The organism is Flavipsychrobacter sp., from assembly GCA_041392855.1.
Lineage (GTDB): Bacteria > Bacteroidota > Bacteroidia > Chitinophagales > Chitinophagaceae > UBA5543.
Genome location: JAWKLD010000001.1, coordinates 2,230,204 through 2,247,376 on the forward strand (window position 1 = coordinate 2,230,204; position 17,173 = coordinate 2,247,376).

Consider the following 17,173-nt stretch of genomic DNA (forward strand, 5'->3'; position numbering starts at 1 on the left):
TGATGAAAGATAAGTTTAAAGAATTTAAGCCATCAAGCTGGTCGATTGACAATCGTACTGCTATATATATATTCACTGTTCTGATCTCACTTGCAGGTTTGTTAAGTTATATCAACTTACCTAAAGAGCAGTTTCCTGAGATAAAAATGGCACAAATTATTGTACAGACATTCTATCCAGGATCTTCTCCTGAAAACATGGAGAATTTGGTAACAAAACCAATCGAAAAAGAAGTAAGAAATTTGACTGGGGTTAAAAAGATTACCAGTAACTCCTTTCAAGACTTTTCTATTGTAACTGTTGAGTTTAATACCGATGTAGATGTTACTACTGCAAAGAGAGATGTAAAAGATGCGGTTGATAAAGCGAGAAAAGACCTGCCGCAAAACTTACCTAACGAGCCTGAAGTAACTGATATCGACTTCTCGGAAATTCCGATTATGAATATCAACATTTCAGGCAATTATGATTTAGATAGGCTTAAAAACTATGCTGATGAAATTCAGGATAAAATTGAGGAGCTTAAAGAGATCAAGCAAGCAAAAATGGTTGGTGCTCTTGAACGTGAAATTCAGATAAATGTGGACATGTATAAGATGGCTGCTGCTGGTTTCTCTTTCATGAATATTCAGAATGCAGTTGCTAATGAGAATAAATCATCAACTCCTGGTCAAGTATCCATGAATAATAAAAAAAGGATACTAACGATAAAGAATGAATTTAAATCTGCAGAAGCTATTGGGAATATCATTGTAAAAAATGAACACGGTAAAGCACTATACCTAAAAGATATTGCTGATGTAGTAGATGGTTATGAAGAACAAGAAAGCTATGCACGTTTAAATGGCAACAATGTAATAACCTTGCAAATAATAAAAGCAAAAGGACAGAACCTTATTGCGGCTTCTGACAACATCCAGAAAGTAATAGAAGAAATGAGAGAGAGCACTCTCCCTCAAGATCTAAAAATTGTTACTACTGGAGATTTATCTGAAAAGACAAGGACTACCTTACACGACCTGATCAATACAATTATTATTGGTTTCATTCTTGTAACATTGATCTTAATGTTCTTTATGGGTACTACAAATGCACTTTTTGTTGCTATGTCAGTACCTCTATCATGCGCAATAGCTTTCCTTGCAATGCCAGGACTAGGGATATCACTTAATATGGTCGTGTTATTCTCTTTCTTATTAGCACTAGGTATTGTAGTAGATGATGCCATTGTTGTAATAGAAAATACGCACCGGATATTTGACAATGGAAAAATCCCCATATCCAAAGCCGCCAAGATGGCTACTGGAGAAGTATTCTTACCAGTACTATCTGGAACTGCAACAACGCTAATGCCATTTATTCCGTTGGCATTTTGGGATGGCTTGATAGGTGAGTTTATGGTATATCTACCTCTTACACTCATCATCACATTGCTAGCCTCTTTATTTGTTGCCTATATCATCAACCCCGTTTTTGCTGTTAGCTTTATGAAGCCAGAACAGAACGATGATACTAAAACACAAAAAGGATGGACTAAACGTCAAAAGATAACTGCTGTTATTTTTGGAGCTATTGCAGCCATCTTCTATGTAACACAAATGTGGGGACCAGCAAACTTTGTAGTATTTATCTATCTATTAATATTATTACAACGTTTCTTCTTAAACAGAGTCATTAAAACTTTCCAAACAAAAACTTGGCCTAAATTTAAAGACTTCTATACAAGATGGCTAAAGCGCGCACTAAACAGACCTTGGACAACAATGGGTTTAGCTGCTTTACTTATTATTTTATCAATTGTAGGTATTGCTATTCGCAAACCTAAAGTAGACTTCTTCCCTAAAGCAGAACCTAACTTTGTATATGTATATCTTACAATGCCTGTAGGTACTGACCAAGCATATACTAATGAAAAGTTATTAGAGCTTGAAAAGAAAGTAAATAACGTTTTAGAAATTGACTATAAAGCAAATAAAACAAACCCAATCGTTAAGTCAGTAATTGCCAATGTAACGGTAGGCGCAGTTGACCCTACAGCTAACGAAATTGGTAATTTCCCGAACAAAGGTAGAATTGAAGTTGCTTTTGTTGACTTCTCTGAAAGAGACGGACAATCTACAACGGTATATCTACAGAAGATAAGAGAAGCTGTTCAGGCTGTTCCTGGCGCTCAGGTAGTTGTTGACCAAGAAGGAGGAGGACCTCCTGTATCCAAACCGGTAGTTATAGATATTAAAGGAGACAATCTTGATTCATTAATTGTAACTTCTGAAAGACTTAAAAAGTATTTGGACGACAAACGCATTGCAGGTGTTGAAAAACTATTGAGCGACTTCCAAGCGGACAAACCTGAATTAGTATTTGACATCAATAGAGAGCGCATGAATAATGAAGGTATCTCTACGCAACAAGTTATAGGTGCTTTAAGAACTGCTGTTTTTGGTATCGAAATATCTAGATTCAGAGATGCTAATGACGATTATCCAATAACTCTTAGAGTAAAGAAAGAACAGCGAGAAAACATTGATGCGGTTCGTAACATGCCTTTACAATTCAGAGACATGGGTATGGGCGGTGTTATACGTGAAGTACCAATTAGTGCTTTTGCTGACATAAAGTATGGTAAAACATATGGAGGCATAAAACGTAAAGATCAAAAACGTATAATTACTCTTTCTTCAAACCTGCTTGTTGGCTATGACTTGAACCAAGTTTTAACATCAGTTAAAAGCGAATTGAAGGATTTTAAAGCACCTACAGGAATTTCCATTACTATGGGAGGACAACAGGAAGAGCAAATGGAAACAATGAGTTTTTTAGGCAATGCCATGCTAATAGCTATGATGCTTATCTTCTTAATCCTTATCATGCAGTTCAACTCATTTGGACGTACAACCATTATAATGAGTGAGATCCTATTCAGTGTATTTGGTGTACTATTAGGGTTAGCTATTTTCGGGAATAATGTTTCGATTGTAATGACTGGTGTAGGCGTAGTTGCTCTAGCGGGTATTGTTGTTAGAAATGGTATTCTACTTGTAGAGTTTATGGATCTAATGCTAAAAGAAGGCATGACAGAATATGAAGCAATAGTAGAAGCTGGCAGAACACGTATGACTCCAGTACTATTAACAGCATTGTCTACAACACTGGGACTTATACCTCTTGGTATAGGGCTAAACCTAGACTTTGCAACCTTATTCTCTGAGTTAAATCCTCACATATATTTAGGTGGTGATAACGTTGCTTTCTGGGGGCCTCTTGCGTGGTCTATGATATATGGATTGATGTTTGCAACATTCCTTACATTAATTCTTGTACCAGTAATGTTACTATTAGTTTTCAGATTCAAAAATTGGTTAAAGAAAATAAACAGCAAGGTGAGCGAATCTCTTGCCGACTAACAATTTTCTCTCCCTTTGCCCACACATAAAACAGCAGCCCTCAAATAGAGGGCTGTTTTATTTTACTATAATCACTTTTTCTTGAGGAGCTACCATCCTACCTATAGGATCAATAAAATCACCTAGTCCCACATCCTTAAAAACCTCTACAATATCACTTACTGCATCTTCAGACACTGCAACTAAGAGCCCCCCATTTGTTTGAGGGTCAGGCAATAAATTGAATGCTTCCATCACATCTACACCTGAATCAAACGAGGTCTTATTGCTATATGCGTTCCAATTTCTGTAAGTAGCATCGGGCACAACACGTTGCTTAAGATATTCAGTAGCACCTGTTACAATTTTCAAATTATCATAATACAGCTCTGCAGACAGAGCACTACCCTCTGCCATTTCAATTAAATGTCCTAATATCCCGAAGCCTGTTACATCAGTCATTGCATGTACTCCTTCAATTTTTGCCAACAACTCCCCAACCTTGTTAAGTGAAGCCATATAAGACATCATCTCCTTTTGTTGTTCATCAGTTATCAACCCTCTTTTTTGTGCTGTAGAAAGTATTCCTACACCTAGTGGTTTTGTTAGCAATAACATATCTCCTTCTTTCGCTGTGTTGTTTTTCTTTAAATTTTCAATAGCGCATATGCCATTTACAGCTAGCCCGAAAAAAGGTTCTGCAACATCTATACTATGACCTCCTGCTAAAGAAATGCCAGCCTCTGCACATACTGCTCTACTACCTTCTAAAACCTTATTGGCTAAGCTAGCAGGCAACTTATCTACTGGCCAACCTAAAATTGCGATAGCCAAAAAAGGGGTTCCACCCATAGCATAAACATCACTAATCGCGTTAGCAGAAGCTATTCTCCCAAAATCAAATGCGTCATCAACAATAGGTGTAAAAAAGTCAGTGGTGGTTATTAATGCATTTCCATTTCCTATATCGTAAGCACAAGCATCATCTTTAGAACTATTGCCAATGAGCAACTTATCATTATTTGGAGCAATAGTATTGGCTTCAAGTATTTCAGCTAATACTGTAGGAGCAATTTTACAACCGCACCCTGCTCCATGTGCATATTGAGTTAACTTTATTTCATTTTCTTCCATACTATCAATTTTTCAGCATTTTCTTCACCTGATACATGCTTACATATTATTGTTTCAATTTCATGCTCATGCAGTCCTCTTTTATTAAACGCTTTTAAGTACTGTTTATCATAATACTTTAATAAGACTTCAAATGCATCAGTCACTCTTTCATTCTCCAAATGCTCTATACATTTTTTTGTTTCTAAACCACCTAATCTTTTCTGGATTCGATAAGTAGCCTCTATTAAATCCTGCTTATCTACTACACCATATTCTTCAACAATGTGCTTTAATCTTTCTTCAAAGGGAACGTCTAAAAAGCACACACTTCCCCTGCGCATAGTTTGCCATAAAGGAGGGGGTATATTTAAGTTACCTATCCTTTGACTTTCGTCTTCTATCCATATATATTCCTCAGATTGCACCTTTAAATTAGCCAGCGCTTCCCCTAGCTTATTTTCAAACATTTCTTGTGTAGGCTGAGGCTCTTTCATGCCTCCAAAAGAAGACCCCCTGTGTATAGCAGTAGCTTCTAAATCCACTGCAGCTTCTTGTTTATCTTTCAAACTTTTCAATACTAGTGTCTTGCCCGAACCTGTATATCCGCTCAATATTAAAAATTTATACCCCACACTAAATTGCTGGTGAATCCATTTCCTATAGGCCTTATACCCTCCTGTTAATACATGTACATCAAAACCATACAAATCTAACAACCAAGCAACACCTGCACTACGCATACCTCCTCTCCAACAATGGACAATAATTTTTGAACATGAGTTTTTCTGTATTATATGCTCTACCTCCTCTACCATCTTCCGCATCTTTACTCCAAAATAGTCCAACCCTATTTTTATTGCGCGCTCTCGACTTTCTTGTTTATAAGAAGTTCCTACAACTTTTCTTTCTTCATCCGTAAATAAAGGCATAGATATGGCTCCTAAAATATGTGCATGAGCAAACTCACCAGGACTGCGTACATCTAACACAACGCAACTCTTTCTTAATTCCAGAAACTCTAGTATGCTTATTTTCTTAATTGCCATATCAAATAGCCAATATAATTAGAAAAAGGAATTAGTCAATTATTATAATTCTTGAACTCAGAAAACAATGATATATGATTCTATTTATACAATCAGCTGATACGACAAACTTAAAAACTTATTAAAATAAATGCACATATAAACTGCTAGTTAATATTAAAGACTTAGAGCTTAACTAATTCAGTAAAAAGAAAAACAAAAACATTACTATTATCCTCATATCAAATTCTGTGAGTTATGAAATTCATAAACAAGACCTCTCTTTCCATGATACTTATTTGCATCATTGGTTATTTGTCAATGTTTAACAGTAGTGGCTCCTACACAAGTAATGGCGGACGAACTGGTGCATCTTTTGATAATGGAACCTGCTCTAACGGCACAAGTTGTCATAGCAGTTCTGGTTCATTCTCCCCTACTACAACACTACAACTTTTTGACGGGTCGACTGCTGTAACGAGCTATACAGCAAACCATAGCTATACATTACGTATCACTATTAGTTCTTCAGGAACTAACTCTAACACCAAATACGGATTTCAAGCAGTTAGTGTCAAATCCAGCAATAATAGCAACGTTAGTGGCTGGGGAACTATGCCATCAGGCACTAAAACAGTAACTATAAGTGGCCGTACTTATGCTTCCCATAGTACAAGGCTTACAAGTGGTGTTATTAATATACCGTGGACATCTCCTGTTACTAGTACAGGAAATATCACTTTTTATGCAGCAGGCTTAGTTGCCGATGGAAACTTTCAACAAACAAATGATAATGTAGCAACCTCATCTCTAACTATATCTGCCTCTACAGGTAGTGGCTGTACGAAACCTACAACTACGCCTAATATAACTCATGTTAAATGCTTTGGTGATAACACAGGTGCAATTAATATTACTACTTCTGGCGGCAGCTCACCTTTCAGTTTCGATTGGACCGGCCCTAGTTCTTTTTCATCTACAGCCCAAAATATTAGTTATGTAAAAGCTGGACAATATCGCCTTATAATTACTGCTACAGGAGGCTGCAAGGATACTATATACCCTATTATCAATCAACCTGCTTCTAAAATTTCATTGACCAAATCTTCTGATGCAGCTTTCTGTATTGGTGATAATATACCATTAACAGCCTCAGCAACAGGGGGCACCGGTACACTTGCATATACTTGGCTAGGACCATTAAGCTTTACATCTAATAGTAAAACACCTGCTATTTCACCAGCTATGGTAAACCATACTGGTAAATATTCAATAACTGTTACAGATGCTAATAACTGCATTGCTACAGATACTGTCAATATACAAGTGGACTCTCTACCTATGATAGATCAAATGATTGTTCAAAAGGTTGCAGAAAATACTTTCAAATTTTCTATGGACAATCCACGTTATGTAGATAACCAACAATGGATATTTGGAGACGGACTAAATAATTCAAATGCGACTATTACGCATACCTACACTAGCAAAGGTGCTTTTGTTGCAAAGCTTATTATTTCAAATCATTGTGGTAGTGACACATTCATGAGCAATATTCTAAACTGGCCTACAAATATTTATACACTAAAGGATTCTAAAGAACCCATTAAAGTATACCCTAACCCTTGTGATAAAAGTGCAACTATCACTATTTCAAATGACGATACTGTCAATGATATTTTAATTATGTCTATTGAAGGTATTTTAGTTTACAAAAAGAGAGCTCTACCGAACTCATCTTTTACAATTAATACACGCTCTTACCCTTCAGGACTATACTTAGTGCATTTAAAATCTACGAGCAGTTATTACATCCACTTAATAAAGGTGATTCATTAGAATATATAATATACTCATGTATTAAAATGCCACCTTTTCAGGTGGCATTTTAATTATACGGTTATCCAATTTTTTATTTAATCACTCCTAGATCCTTCCCAACTTTAGTAAATGCTGCTATTGCTTTATCTAATTGTTCCTTATTGTGCCCCGCAGATATTTGAACACGAATACGAGCCTCCCCTTTTGGCACTACGGGATAAAAGAAACCAATCACATAGATGCCTTCTTCTAGCATGCTTGCAGCCATCTTTTGCGCTACTACAGCATCATACAACATTATTGGAACAATAGGGTGTGTGCCAGGCTTGATGTCAAAACCAACCGCAGTCATCTGCTCTCTAAAATACAATGTATTCTCTTCAAGCTTGTCCCTTAGTTCTGTTGTTTCACTTAACATGTCCAATACAGCTATAGTGGCGCCTACCACTGATGGAGCAACAGTATTAGAGAATAAATATGGACGGCTGCGTTGACGTAGCATGTCTATTATCTCTTTCTTACCACTAGTAAAACCACCAGATGCACCACCCAAGGCTTTACCCAAAGTACTTGTAATTATATCTATTCTATCCATCACACCACATAGCTCATGCACACCTCTACCATTTTTACCCATAAAACCCGAAGAATGGCTTTCGTCTATCATCACTAACGCATCATATTTATCCGCTAAGTCACAAATTTTATCTAATTGTGCAATAGTACCATCCATTGAAAAAACAGAGTCTGTAACAATTAGCCTCGTTCTAGCTCCGGCATGTGCTTTTAGCTGTTCTTCCAAGTCAGCCATGTCATTATGCTTGTATCTCGCCCTTTGTGCTTTACAAAGACGAACACCATCAATGATAGACGCATGATTTAATGTATCAGAAATAATAACATCTTCACTATTCAATAATGGCTCAAAAACACCACCATTAGCATCAAAACAAGCAACGTATAGTATCGTATCCTCCGCACCAACAAATTTTGACAACTTTTCCTCCAGCTCTTTATGTATATCCTGCGTACCACATATAAAACGAACAGAGCTCATCCCATAACCACGATTATCTATCGTCTTGTGTGCCGCTTCTATAACTTTAGAGTGCGAAGACAGACCCAAATAGTTATTAGCACAAAAATTAAGCACTTTCTTTCCATTAACTGTAATCTCTGCACCTTGTTCAGATTCTATAAACCTTTCATTCTTATATAAACCTGAATCTTGGATTTCTTTTAACTCTTCTTGTAATCTATTGTAGAAAGATGGACTTGACATATTTATTTAATTTTAGAGCAAAGTAAATGTAATCCTCTTATTTATCAATGCTTCTTGTGGAGAACTTATACTTTCTTTCTTAAAGTAATGTAAAAAACAGGCAGAAATATATTAGAGAAACTGAGCTTCTGCTACCTTTACCTGTATATTTAGACTATTTGAAAAGACTACTCATCATATTACTTTTATTACCATTGAGCATGGTTGCGCAGACTTTAACTGGTCGTGTTGTAGATGAGAAAAATACACCATTATATCCTGTTACAGTGGTGAATGTAAGCACACAACAAACAACGATCACCTCTAAAGATGGTCTATTTTCAATACCCGTAAAAGATGGGCAACAAGTAACTTTTTCATTTATTGGCTATGACGTAACAGAGTATATTGTTTCGGCAGGCACACCTACGCAAAACATCAAAATAAATATGCACCCTTTGTCGTACAGACTTAATGAATTTGTACTAAGGCCTAAGTATACTCCTTATCAGATCGATTCTATTGAAAAGCAAAGAATCTACGCGCCTGCGCTATCAAGGACACACAGCTCTGTAATGAGCCCAGTTTCATTCGTAGCAGAACGATTGTCAGGTAGAAGCAAGCAGATATTCCGATTTCAAAAAAGCCTGACACAATGGGAAAATAGCCGATTTATTGACACACGCTATACAAGACCTTTAGTACAACAGCTTACCAACCTTAGCGGAGATACATTAGGGTATTTTATGAGCATACACCCTATGGAGTATGATTTTGCCAGAGCAGCTACGGAACTGGAACTGAAAATGTGGATCAGATATAATTATAGAACTTGGCGGGAAAAAGGAAGTCCCATTGACAGTTCTATTTTTAATCTTTCTATCGAAAAGCCCGAATAAGCTATTATATAAATTCAATACCTTTACTACATGTTACCACAATGGCAAAAAGGTATTGTAACAAAAATTGAACAAGCTACAGCAGGTACACGTCGTTATTTCATCACCTTACCTGAAGTAGAATGCTTTGACTTTAAGCCGGGACAATTTGTTACAGCTGATTTACCAATACATGAAAAAAGAAATAAACGTTGGCGTAGTTACAGTATTGCATCTATGCCTGACGGCTCAAATGTAATAGAGCTAGTAATCGTTTATTTAGATGGAGGACTTGGAACAACTTATCTTTTCAACCAAATAGACGAAGGTGCAGAAGTAATACTAAGAGGCCCTCAAGGGGTATTTACGATGCCTGACCACCTTGATACAGACTTCTTCTTTATATGCACAGGCACTGGTATTGCTCCATTCAGAAGCATGTTACACTACATCAAAGAACATAATATACCTCATAAAAAATTACATCTAATTTTTGGCACACGTACCCAAAAAGACTTGCTCTATTTTGATGAAATGAAGCAACTTGAAAAAGAATTAGATGGCTTTCATTATCATCCTGTATTATCTAGAGAAAAATGGGATGGAGAAGAAGGTTATGTGCATGATGTATACGAAAGAATATGCGCCAATAAACCTGAAGCTCAATTCATGTTATGTGGTTGGAAAATGATGGTTGACGATGCTAGAAAAAGACTAGCGGAAATGGGATACGATAAAAAGCAGATTCACTTTGAACTATACGGCTAGCTCTACATACCAGCAGTTGTAATAATGCATGAAGTGATTTACAATAATCACTTTTCTGATTTTTTCAGGTCGGTCAGTCCTAAATAAAGAATCAGACAATTCCCTATCAACTAACAATGACAATGCGTAAGCACTACTTACCGCATACTCCCCACATAAGTGCTTGAATGACGTTTGACATACATCCTTAAATATATTTTCTCTTAGCTGTGTGTAAAATTCGCTAGTAGATTTATCTCCACTATCGCCCAATAAAACTAAATCTACGTTTTGTTCATGACATTGGGCAAAGCCACTAACCTTTTCAATAGCGGCATTTGTATCTTTTGTTGAAAAGCAATACACATCTTTAACACAAGCAACATTATCTTTTAAAGGCTTTCCTGAGACAACAAAAAAAGTTGCTCCTTCTCCCGCTACTGCACCTGTATTAATACCCTCAAGTACCTCATGCTGCTCTAAGTTATTAGAAGTATAAACCCGCCCTCTTTGCAATGCTGCAATACTACCATCGGTTAATTCATCCAAACCACCTGTTAACACAAATTCACTAGGGTTATCATTTAGATACAACTGTGTATTGATCATAGCATGTTCAAAAGAATGACCACGGTGTACATATGTCATATTATGACCATTACATTTAGTATGTAATGCTATTTGTCCTGCTACAGTATTATGTGTTGATTGTATAAAAGCAGTAGGTGTTAGCATCTGCTCTTCCTGATCTATCAATTTCTTCAAAAAAACCTCTGTATCTGCCAAGCAGCCCATTGCTGTTCCTGCAGAAAGGGCATCCGCTTTTTCTAAGCCCACTTTTTCTAATGCTATCGTAGATGCACCAATACCCATTCTAACAGCCTTGCTCATTCTACGTAGCTGCATTGGTTTTATATACGCAGTATAGTCCGGTTCTGCTGCATATAAGCAACTAGTCGGATAACTACCCTCTTTACCTCCGTCTCCACTTATTGACCCTACACTGTTTATATACAATTCCATACTTAGCACTTTGATAAAATTAAAGAGGAACAATTACCTCCAAAACCAAAAGAGTTAGATAAAACGTTATTAATATTTTGACCAGTCATCAACTCTGTAACTGGCTTCCACGTAACATCTTCCATTTGAGTTTTCCATCTCATGTTTGGATATACAATACCTTCCTTTATACTCATAACAGAAAACACAGCCTCTACTCCACCCGCAGCACCCAAGGTATGCCCTGTATAAGCTTTTGTTGATGAGGCTAAAGGTATCATCCCTTTAAACACTTTTTCTATTGCCATACCCTCAGCGCTATCATTATTTGCTGTTCCTGTTCCGTGCAGATTGATGTAGTCTATATCTTCCGGTTTTAATCCTGCTCTTTTCAATGCATTGGTCATTGCTAGTTGATTCCCAATGCCATCAGGAGATGAAGCAGTCTGGTGAAATGCGTCATTGGCATTTGCAAAGCCACTTACAAAACACTGCCCTTCGGCATCAAAATGCTTTAGCGCTTTCTCACTCATTAACACAACATATCCTGCACCTTCCCCAAGATTCAGCCCTCTTCTATTGTTATCAAATGGTTGGCATTCTTCCCTATCTAATATCATAAGGGTATTAAAACCATTTAAAGTAAATTTTGACAACCCATCTGCACCGCCAGCAATTGCAACATCTAACATACCTGCTTCTATCATTTGCGCAGCCATCATAATACTATTTGCAGAAGAAGAACAAGCCGTACTAATGGTTGTTACAAAATCATTGATATTAAAATGTGTTGCAACTAATTCTGTTATCGCACCACACTCATGATTTATGATCTTATTACAATCCACACTATTGGCATCCTGCTTAAAAGCATCATACACTCCTTCAGTCAAATCCATTCCACCAACTGTATTAGCGGAATAAAACCCTACACGCAAACCATCTGATTTTTCTTGATAAGGCCCCCATGCCTCTTGAACGGCAATAGCACTTAACAAGGCCGTTCGAGGCCATTCCTTACTAACGCCTACAATTTCTGCTAACTCTTCATTCGTCTTCTTTACTTCACCTACAGGTATCTCCTTTTGCCAATGCGTAGCCAAATGGTCTGCATAACCTATACCAGACTTGCCTTCAATTAATGCTTGCTTGCATTCGTCGCTGTTATTACCAATAGCAGTAATGATACCTGTATTTACTATATAAGCTTTTGTAGCCATCTAGTCTTTTGAATATATTTCTTTAATATTATCTACTGTAAAACTGTTGCCTATATCACTTTTCGAAACCCAATACATCGCCACATCCTTACTATCGTCAAAAGCATCTACCCAGCCAAAAAGGCAAGCTTTCATACCTCTATTATTCAACAAGTCTGAAACATAATAATGGATCTCTTCTATGTCAAATCTATAACTTACTAAACTTGCTTGTTCCCCTTTAAAGCCATGCCTAATACATATTTCCCCAAGCATAATGTTAGGCAGTGTGTATACAAACAAAGCTGGACTAGGTATAGACTCTGTAGTTTTTAAGTATTTCTTATCTACATCTATGCATCCATGATGGGTCATTAATACAACAGCTATATTGCTCTTATCAATTTCGGATATGATCGAATCATTTTCCTCCAACAAAACCTCTGTACCCAACCACGCCCATTTACATAACAAGTCCATTTTAAAGAACTTCATGTAATTGTATTCCTTGTACCTATAGAATTCTTCCGGTGTTGCTAAAACTTTAGTTTCATCGTCGAATACCATCTCTTTCCCATCCTTAATAAAAGAATGGTTATCAATACGTACCGAACTTATTATAGACAACTCCACTTAATGAATCTTTTTTAATTATTCCCAGTTGCAGCAAGATATTTTGCCAAACCTTTCACATTCTTCTCATGGTTTTTCACAAATGGGTTATCCTCATCCCAAACATACCCTGCCAATACCGAACATATCTGTCCCTTTATATCTTCTCTGGGATTAGGGGTAAAGAATATCTCATGCAAAGTTCCATCATACCAACAATCAACATATGTTCTGAACACATCAATACCTTGCATCATCTTATCCATGTACTCTTTTTGCCAATCAACCTTTTCCCCTTTTAATGTTCTTATTACTAAATGAGCAGCTAATTGAGCAGACACTGCTGCCAGTGTAACTCCTGATGAAAAAATTGGATCTAAAAACTCAGTTACATTTCCTGTCAACACATAGCCATCTCCATAAAAGGAGTCAGTAGTAACGCTCCAGCTCTGTAACACTCTAGGCTCCCATACAAAATCAGCATCTACAAATCTATCTGCTATTGTTGGTTCTGTAGCTATTAGTGCTCTCAATTGTTCTTCTGGAGTGTCTTCAAATTGATCAAAAAAGTCTGGATCTCCAACAAAACCTACAGAAGTATTGCCGTTAGAGAAAGGGATTACCCATATCCAAGTACTTGGATTATGTACTATTGCTATTATTCTATTGGGTTCATGTACCTGTGCCCTTTTAGGGTCTGTTATATGGCAGAAAAGTGCTTTCTTTGGTGGCAACTTTGCCGCTCTCTCAAGCCCAAACATTCTTGGGATTACCCTTCCATATCCACTACCATCTACTATAAACTTCGCCTTTATCTCCTTAAAACCTTCTTTTGTCTCTACCGTAGTTATTGAATGGTCATTATGAAACTTAATATCTGTGACTCCCGTTTCATATGCAATATTAATCCCCATTTTCTCACACTCACTAGCTAAAGCCGTATCAAAATCTGCGCGTGGCACTTGCCAAGTCCATTTCCACCCCGGGGTAAATTGCTGAGAAAAATTAAAGTCACACTTCCTATCACCTTTTACAAATCTTGCACCATCCTTTTGTTGAAACCCTTGCTGTTTAACTACATCTAATAGCTTTGCCTCTTCAAGAGCCTCCATACATCGGGGTAGCAGACTTTCACCTATTACAAAACGAGGGAATTTCATCTTTTCAACTACCTGAACAGACAACCCGTTTTGATGCATAATAGACGCTGCAATACTGCCAGATGGCCCTGCGCCAATAACTAAAACATCTACTTCATTTAGGATACTCATAGGGGCAAACTATCAAAAAAAATAATAATCTAAGAAAGTATTACTTCTTACGTAACTCTAATATTGTGTGACTTTGACCGACATTATCTATATCTCTCACTATTTCAAAACCAGCTTTGTCTATCAATGTCAAAAACACCTTACTATCATACATTTGGCTATTACCGTTGGCCATGGTAGTAAAGTATAACGATGTCATTTGTAAGCTCAATGCCGAAGCCTCAAACTGTTGCCTATCCCAGAACGTCTCATTAATAAATATACTTCCTCCTTCAGCTAATGCTCGATGACATTTTTCCAGTATAAACACAATTTCATTATCTGCAAAACAGTCTAAGAATTGACTCATCCAAATCACATCATAACCTTCAGGCAACTCACTATCCTTATCCAGAACATTACGCTCATGATACTGCACTCTGTCTGCAAAGCCTGCTTCTTTAATATTACCTTCAGCAACATTTAGTTGAACTTGTAGGTCTACCAACCCTACTTCAACGTTAGCATTATGATTTAAACATGCTAAGGTGAACTTACCTGTATTAGCACCTATATCCATAATTCGCTTAGGCTGACGCTCGAATACCAATGGAAGGGCTTCAGGGAACACATTATCAGAATAAAAATGGTCAAAATCAAACCAACTCGTTTTAGCAGGCTCTTTTAAAAGTGAAAGACCCTGATAAATAGTTGACCAGTCTCCCAAATGCTTTAACCCATTTGGCTTGCTATCTTTTATTGAACTTTCTAAATCAGCCGCTCCGTCATAACAAACATCTTTCATAAAGTTTGTATTGACTCTTGTCATTGCTTGGTTGATAAAAAAGTGACCTGTCTTAGCTAAAAAATACTTCCCTTCTTTTCTATATACAAGCCCTATACCTAAACCCGCCTCTAACAATATACGCGCACCATAATGAGACATATCTACTTGAGCTACAATATCTTCAAGTGTTATACCATTTAATCGAGACTCCTCTACTATTTTTAAAATATTACTATCTCTCAACAGCACAGATGCCTGGAAAATATAGGGTGCGAATGCAATAAACTGTGCTTGTGAAATGGCATCTAAAGCCGATTTGCTATCTTTTTCAAATAAACCCGCTTTAGGGGTAGCATTTTTTGTCATATTATTAATTCTGTAAACACAAATGTAACAACTATATCAAAAATGCTTCAAGTTTATTCTGCTCTTTCTACATAGTCTAATATAGCATCAATATCTTCATCTGTAAGATGAGGCATTGGTGTCATCATGGCTTTATTCCATTTATTGTAGACTTCAACCGCACGAGGATTACCACTTGTTATTGCCATTGTTGAATTTTTCACAAACGACCTTAGCGCAACTGTATCATTATCCCATCTAGCTAGAGCACCTTTTAATGCAGGTCCAATCATATCTTTGTTTACAATATGGCATTGTGTACAGTTTTGAGTATATAATTCTTTACCATAATCATATACTGGAACAGCTTTTTTCTCCTCGCTAGTACTATTGCTAGAACTTTCAGCATTACCACATGAAACTAGAAGTAGTGCGCCGCAAGCAATTAATTGTCTCATATATTATTCGCTCAGGGTTTTAACACTTCTTAATAATCTACTCCAACGTATTCCATTCTCATGACTGAACCACACAAATGATGCCTTACCCACAACATGATCTTCTGGAACAAAACCCCAAAAACGAGAGTCTAGAGAATTATGCCTGTTGTCACCCATCATCCAGTAATAGTCCATCTTAAATGTATAACTATTGGTTTCCTGTCCGTTTACGAAAAATCTACCATTCTCTTCTCTGAAGTCATTGCCTTCATAATGACCAATAATTCTTCTATAAATAGCAATATTTTGAGGCGTTAATTGTACAGTAGCACCTTTTTTAGGTATCAATAATGGGCCATAATGGTCCTTATTCCACTTAAAGTTTACCGTATCGTGAGGGAACACCCAATCAATTGGTCTTGCAGGAGGAACACCTGCCATATCATTCACTGGTTCTATGTTTACTACTTGTGGTAGGGCTTTAAGAATAGGGATATGCCTATTCTGCAATTTAAATACATATATACCTCCACCTATAAATTCAGGAGTTTCAATACCTTCTTCCTCTAATAAGTCCAAGGAAACAGAATTTCCATTAGTTGTCACCTTATAGGTACTTTGAGCATGAGGAAAGACTTCCCCTTTCTTACCATTAATATACACTACACCATTCTTGATCTCTATTTTATCCCCTGCTACAGCTACACATCTTTTTATATAGTTATCTGTTTTGTCAACAGGACGTGCAAGTGCGGTATAGCGTCCTAGCACTTGACTCCTTCCATACTCCCTACATAATGAGTAATAGTCACTTTCAGCAAACTCTTTAATGATCGTATCTCCATTAGGGAAGTTAAACACAACTATATCATTACGTTTCACCTTACCGAAACCCGGCAACCTATGATAACCCCATTGTACTGCAGTAGAATACGATTCCCCATCAGACAATGGCATTTTGTTATGAACAAGAGGTACAGCCAAAGGAGTCATGGGTGTACGCGCTCCATATGCAAGCTTACTTACAAACAAATAGTCGTTGACTAACAAACTTCCCTCCATTGACCCCGTAGGTATAGTATAGGCTTCAATGAAAAACATACGGATCAATGTAGCAGCTATAATGGCAAAAAGGCCAGCATCAAGCCACTCTCTCCACCATGATTTCTTTACATCTTTTTCTTTTTTCTTTTTCCAGAACGCTAGTCGCATGAGGTTTTAAATAAGTTGAGGTTCAAAAGTAATAACTTCCATTACATTTCAATGGCTTGAAGTTAATGGCTAAAATACATTTAACAATAAGCTTT

The 17,173-nt window shown here is 36.9% G+C and carries 14 protein-coding genes; 4 read left to right on the forward strand and 10 right to left on the reverse strand.

The annotated features are described in order from the left end of the window. Positions 1–2: 2 nt before the first annotated feature. Complete coding sequence (locus R2800_10415) at positions 3–3,404, forward strand: efflux RND transporter permease subunit (GenBank protein MEZ5017453.1); 3,402 nt, start codon at positions 3–5, stop codon at positions 3,402–3,404. Between the two features lie 57 nt (positions 3,405–3,461). Here the strand turns inward: R2800_10415 and selD are convergent, their stop codons facing one another. Beyond that, complete coding sequence (selD, locus tag R2800_10420; GenBank protein ID MEZ5017454.1) at positions 3,462–4,517, reverse strand: selenide, water dikinase SelD; 1,056 nt, start codon at positions 4,515–4,517, stop codon at positions 3,462–3,464. Then, positions 4,499–5,545, reverse strand: a complete 1,047-nt coding sequence (gene mnmH, locus R2800_10425) for a tRNA 2-selenouridine(34) synthase MnmH (GenBank protein ID MEZ5017455.1) — start codon at positions 5,543–5,545, stop codon at positions 4,499–4,501. Before mnmH ends, selD begins: the two co-directional genes overlap by 19 nt. 237 nt (positions 5,546–5,782) lie before the next feature. On the opposite strand from mnmH, the gene R2800_10430 reads away from it, so the two are divergent. Beyond that, positions 5,783–7,363, forward strand: coding sequence for a choice-of-anchor V domain-containing protein (locus tag R2800_10430; GenBank protein ID MEZ5017456.1), 1,581 nt, complete (start codon positions 5,783–5,785; stop codon positions 7,361–7,363). Positions 7,364–7,436: 73 nt separating this feature from the next. On the opposite strand, the gene kbl is transcribed toward R2800_10430, so the two are convergent. Further along, on the reverse strand, positions 7,437–8,627 hold the full coding sequence (gene kbl / locus R2800_10435) for a glycine C-acetyltransferase (protein ID MEZ5017457.1): 1,191 nt from the start codon (positions 8,625–8,627) through the stop codon (positions 7,437–7,439). 158 nt (positions 8,628–8,785) lie between these two features. Between kbl and R2800_10440 the strand changes: the two genes are divergently transcribed. Together R2800_10440 and R2800_10445 are read left to right on the forward strand one after the other, a co-directional pair. Beyond that, entirely contained in the window at positions 8,786–9,505 is a 720-nt protein-coding gene (locus R2800_10440) for a carboxypeptidase-like regulatory domain-containing protein (GenBank protein MEZ5017458.1), read from the forward strand. A 30-nt stretch (positions 9,506–9,535) separates the two neighbouring features. Then, complete coding sequence (locus R2800_10445) at positions 9,536–10,252, forward strand: FAD-binding oxidoreductase (protein ID MEZ5017459.1); 717 nt, start codon at positions 9,536–9,538, stop codon at positions 10,250–10,252. On the opposite strand, the gene R2800_10450 is transcribed toward R2800_10445, so the two are convergent. From R2800_10450 to lepB, 7 genes are read right to left on the reverse strand one after another with little or no spacing between them, the layout of a single operon-like run. Continuing rightward, a complete protein-coding gene (locus R2800_10450; protein MEZ5017460.1) occupies positions 10,241–11,254 on the reverse strand; it encodes a beta-ketoacyl synthase N-terminal-like domain-containing protein in 1,014 nt (337 codons plus the stop codon). The genes R2800_10445 and R2800_10450 overlap by 12 nt on opposite strands. A 2-nt stretch (positions 11,255–11,256) precedes the next feature. Further along, positions 11,257–12,453, reverse strand: coding sequence for a beta-ketoacyl-[acyl-carrier-protein] synthase family protein (locus R2800_10455; protein MEZ5017461.1), 1,197 nt, complete (start codon positions 12,451–12,453; stop codon positions 11,257–11,259). After that, positions 12,454–13,065, reverse strand: coding sequence for a hypothetical protein (locus R2800_10460; GenBank protein MEZ5017462.1), 612 nt, complete (start codon positions 13,063–13,065; stop codon positions 12,454–12,456). Positions 13,066–13,079: 14 nt separating this feature from the next. Next, positions 13,080–14,315, reverse strand: coding sequence for an NAD(P)/FAD-dependent oxidoreductase (locus R2800_10465; GenBank protein ID MEZ5017463.1), 1,236 nt, complete (start codon positions 14,313–14,315; stop codon positions 13,080–13,082). A gap of 40 nt (positions 14,316–14,355) precedes the next feature. Further along, entirely contained in the window at positions 14,356–15,447 is a 1,092-nt protein-coding gene (locus R2800_10470) for a class I SAM-dependent methyltransferase (GenBank protein MEZ5017464.1), read from the reverse strand. A gap of 53 nt (positions 15,448–15,500) precedes the next feature. Continuing rightward, positions 15,501–15,884, reverse strand: a complete 384-nt coding sequence (locus tag R2800_10475; GenBank protein MEZ5017465.1) for a cytochrome c — start codon at positions 15,882–15,884, stop codon at positions 15,501–15,503. 3 nt (positions 15,885–15,887) lie between these two features. Continuing rightward, complete coding sequence (gene lepB, locus R2800_10480; GenBank protein MEZ5017466.1) at positions 15,888–17,078, reverse strand: signal peptidase I; 1,191 nt, start codon at positions 17,076–17,078, stop codon at positions 15,888–15,890. Between the last annotated feature and the right edge of the window lie 95 nt (positions 17,079–17,173).

Bases quoted from the DNA above. Each gene is read 5' to 3' on its own strand.
- R2800_10450 (MEZ5017460.1), bottom strand. From the start codon at position 11,254: ATGGAATTGTATATAAACAGTGTAGGGTCAATAAGTGGAGACGGAGGT.
- R2800_10470 (MEZ5017464.1), bottom strand. From the start codon at position 15,447: ATGACAAAAAATGCTACCCCTAAAGCGGGTTTATTTGAAAAAGATAGC.
- R2800_10455 (MEZ5017461.1), bottom strand. From the start codon at position 12,453: ATGGCTACAAAAGCTTATATAGTAAATACAGGTATCATTACTGCTATT.
- R2800_10465 (MEZ5017463.1), bottom strand. From the start codon at position 14,315: ATGAGTATCCTAAATGAAGTAGATGTTTTAGTTATTGGCGCAGGGCCA.
- R2800_10415 (MEZ5017453.1), top strand. From the start codon at position 3: ATGAAAGATAAGTTTAAAGAATTTAAGCCATCAAGCTGGTCGATTGAC.
- R2800_10475 (MEZ5017465.1), bottom strand. From the start codon at position 15,884: ATGAGACAATTAATTGCTTGCGGCGCACTACTTCTAGTTTCATGTGGT.
- lepB (MEZ5017466.1), bottom strand. From the start codon at position 17,078: ATGCGACTAGCGTTCTGGAAAAAGAAAAAAGAAAAAGATGTAAAGAAA.
- R2800_10430 (MEZ5017456.1), top strand. From the start codon at position 5,783: ATGAAATTCATAAACAAGACCTCTCTTTCCATGATACTTATTTGCATC.
- mnmH (MEZ5017455.1), bottom strand. From the start codon at position 5,545: ATGGCAATTAAGAAAATAAGCATACTAGAGTTTCTGGAATTAAGAAAG.
- selD (MEZ5017454.1), bottom strand. From the start codon at position 4,517: ATGGAAGAAAATGAAATAAAGTTAACTCAATATGCACATGGAGCAGGG.
- kbl (MEZ5017457.1), bottom strand. From the start codon at position 8,627: ATGTCAAGTCCATCTTTCTACAATAGATTACAAGAAGAGTTAAAAGAA.
- R2800_10445 (MEZ5017459.1), top strand. From the start codon at position 9,536: ATGTTACCACAATGGCAAAAAGGTATTGTAACAAAAATTGAACAAGCT.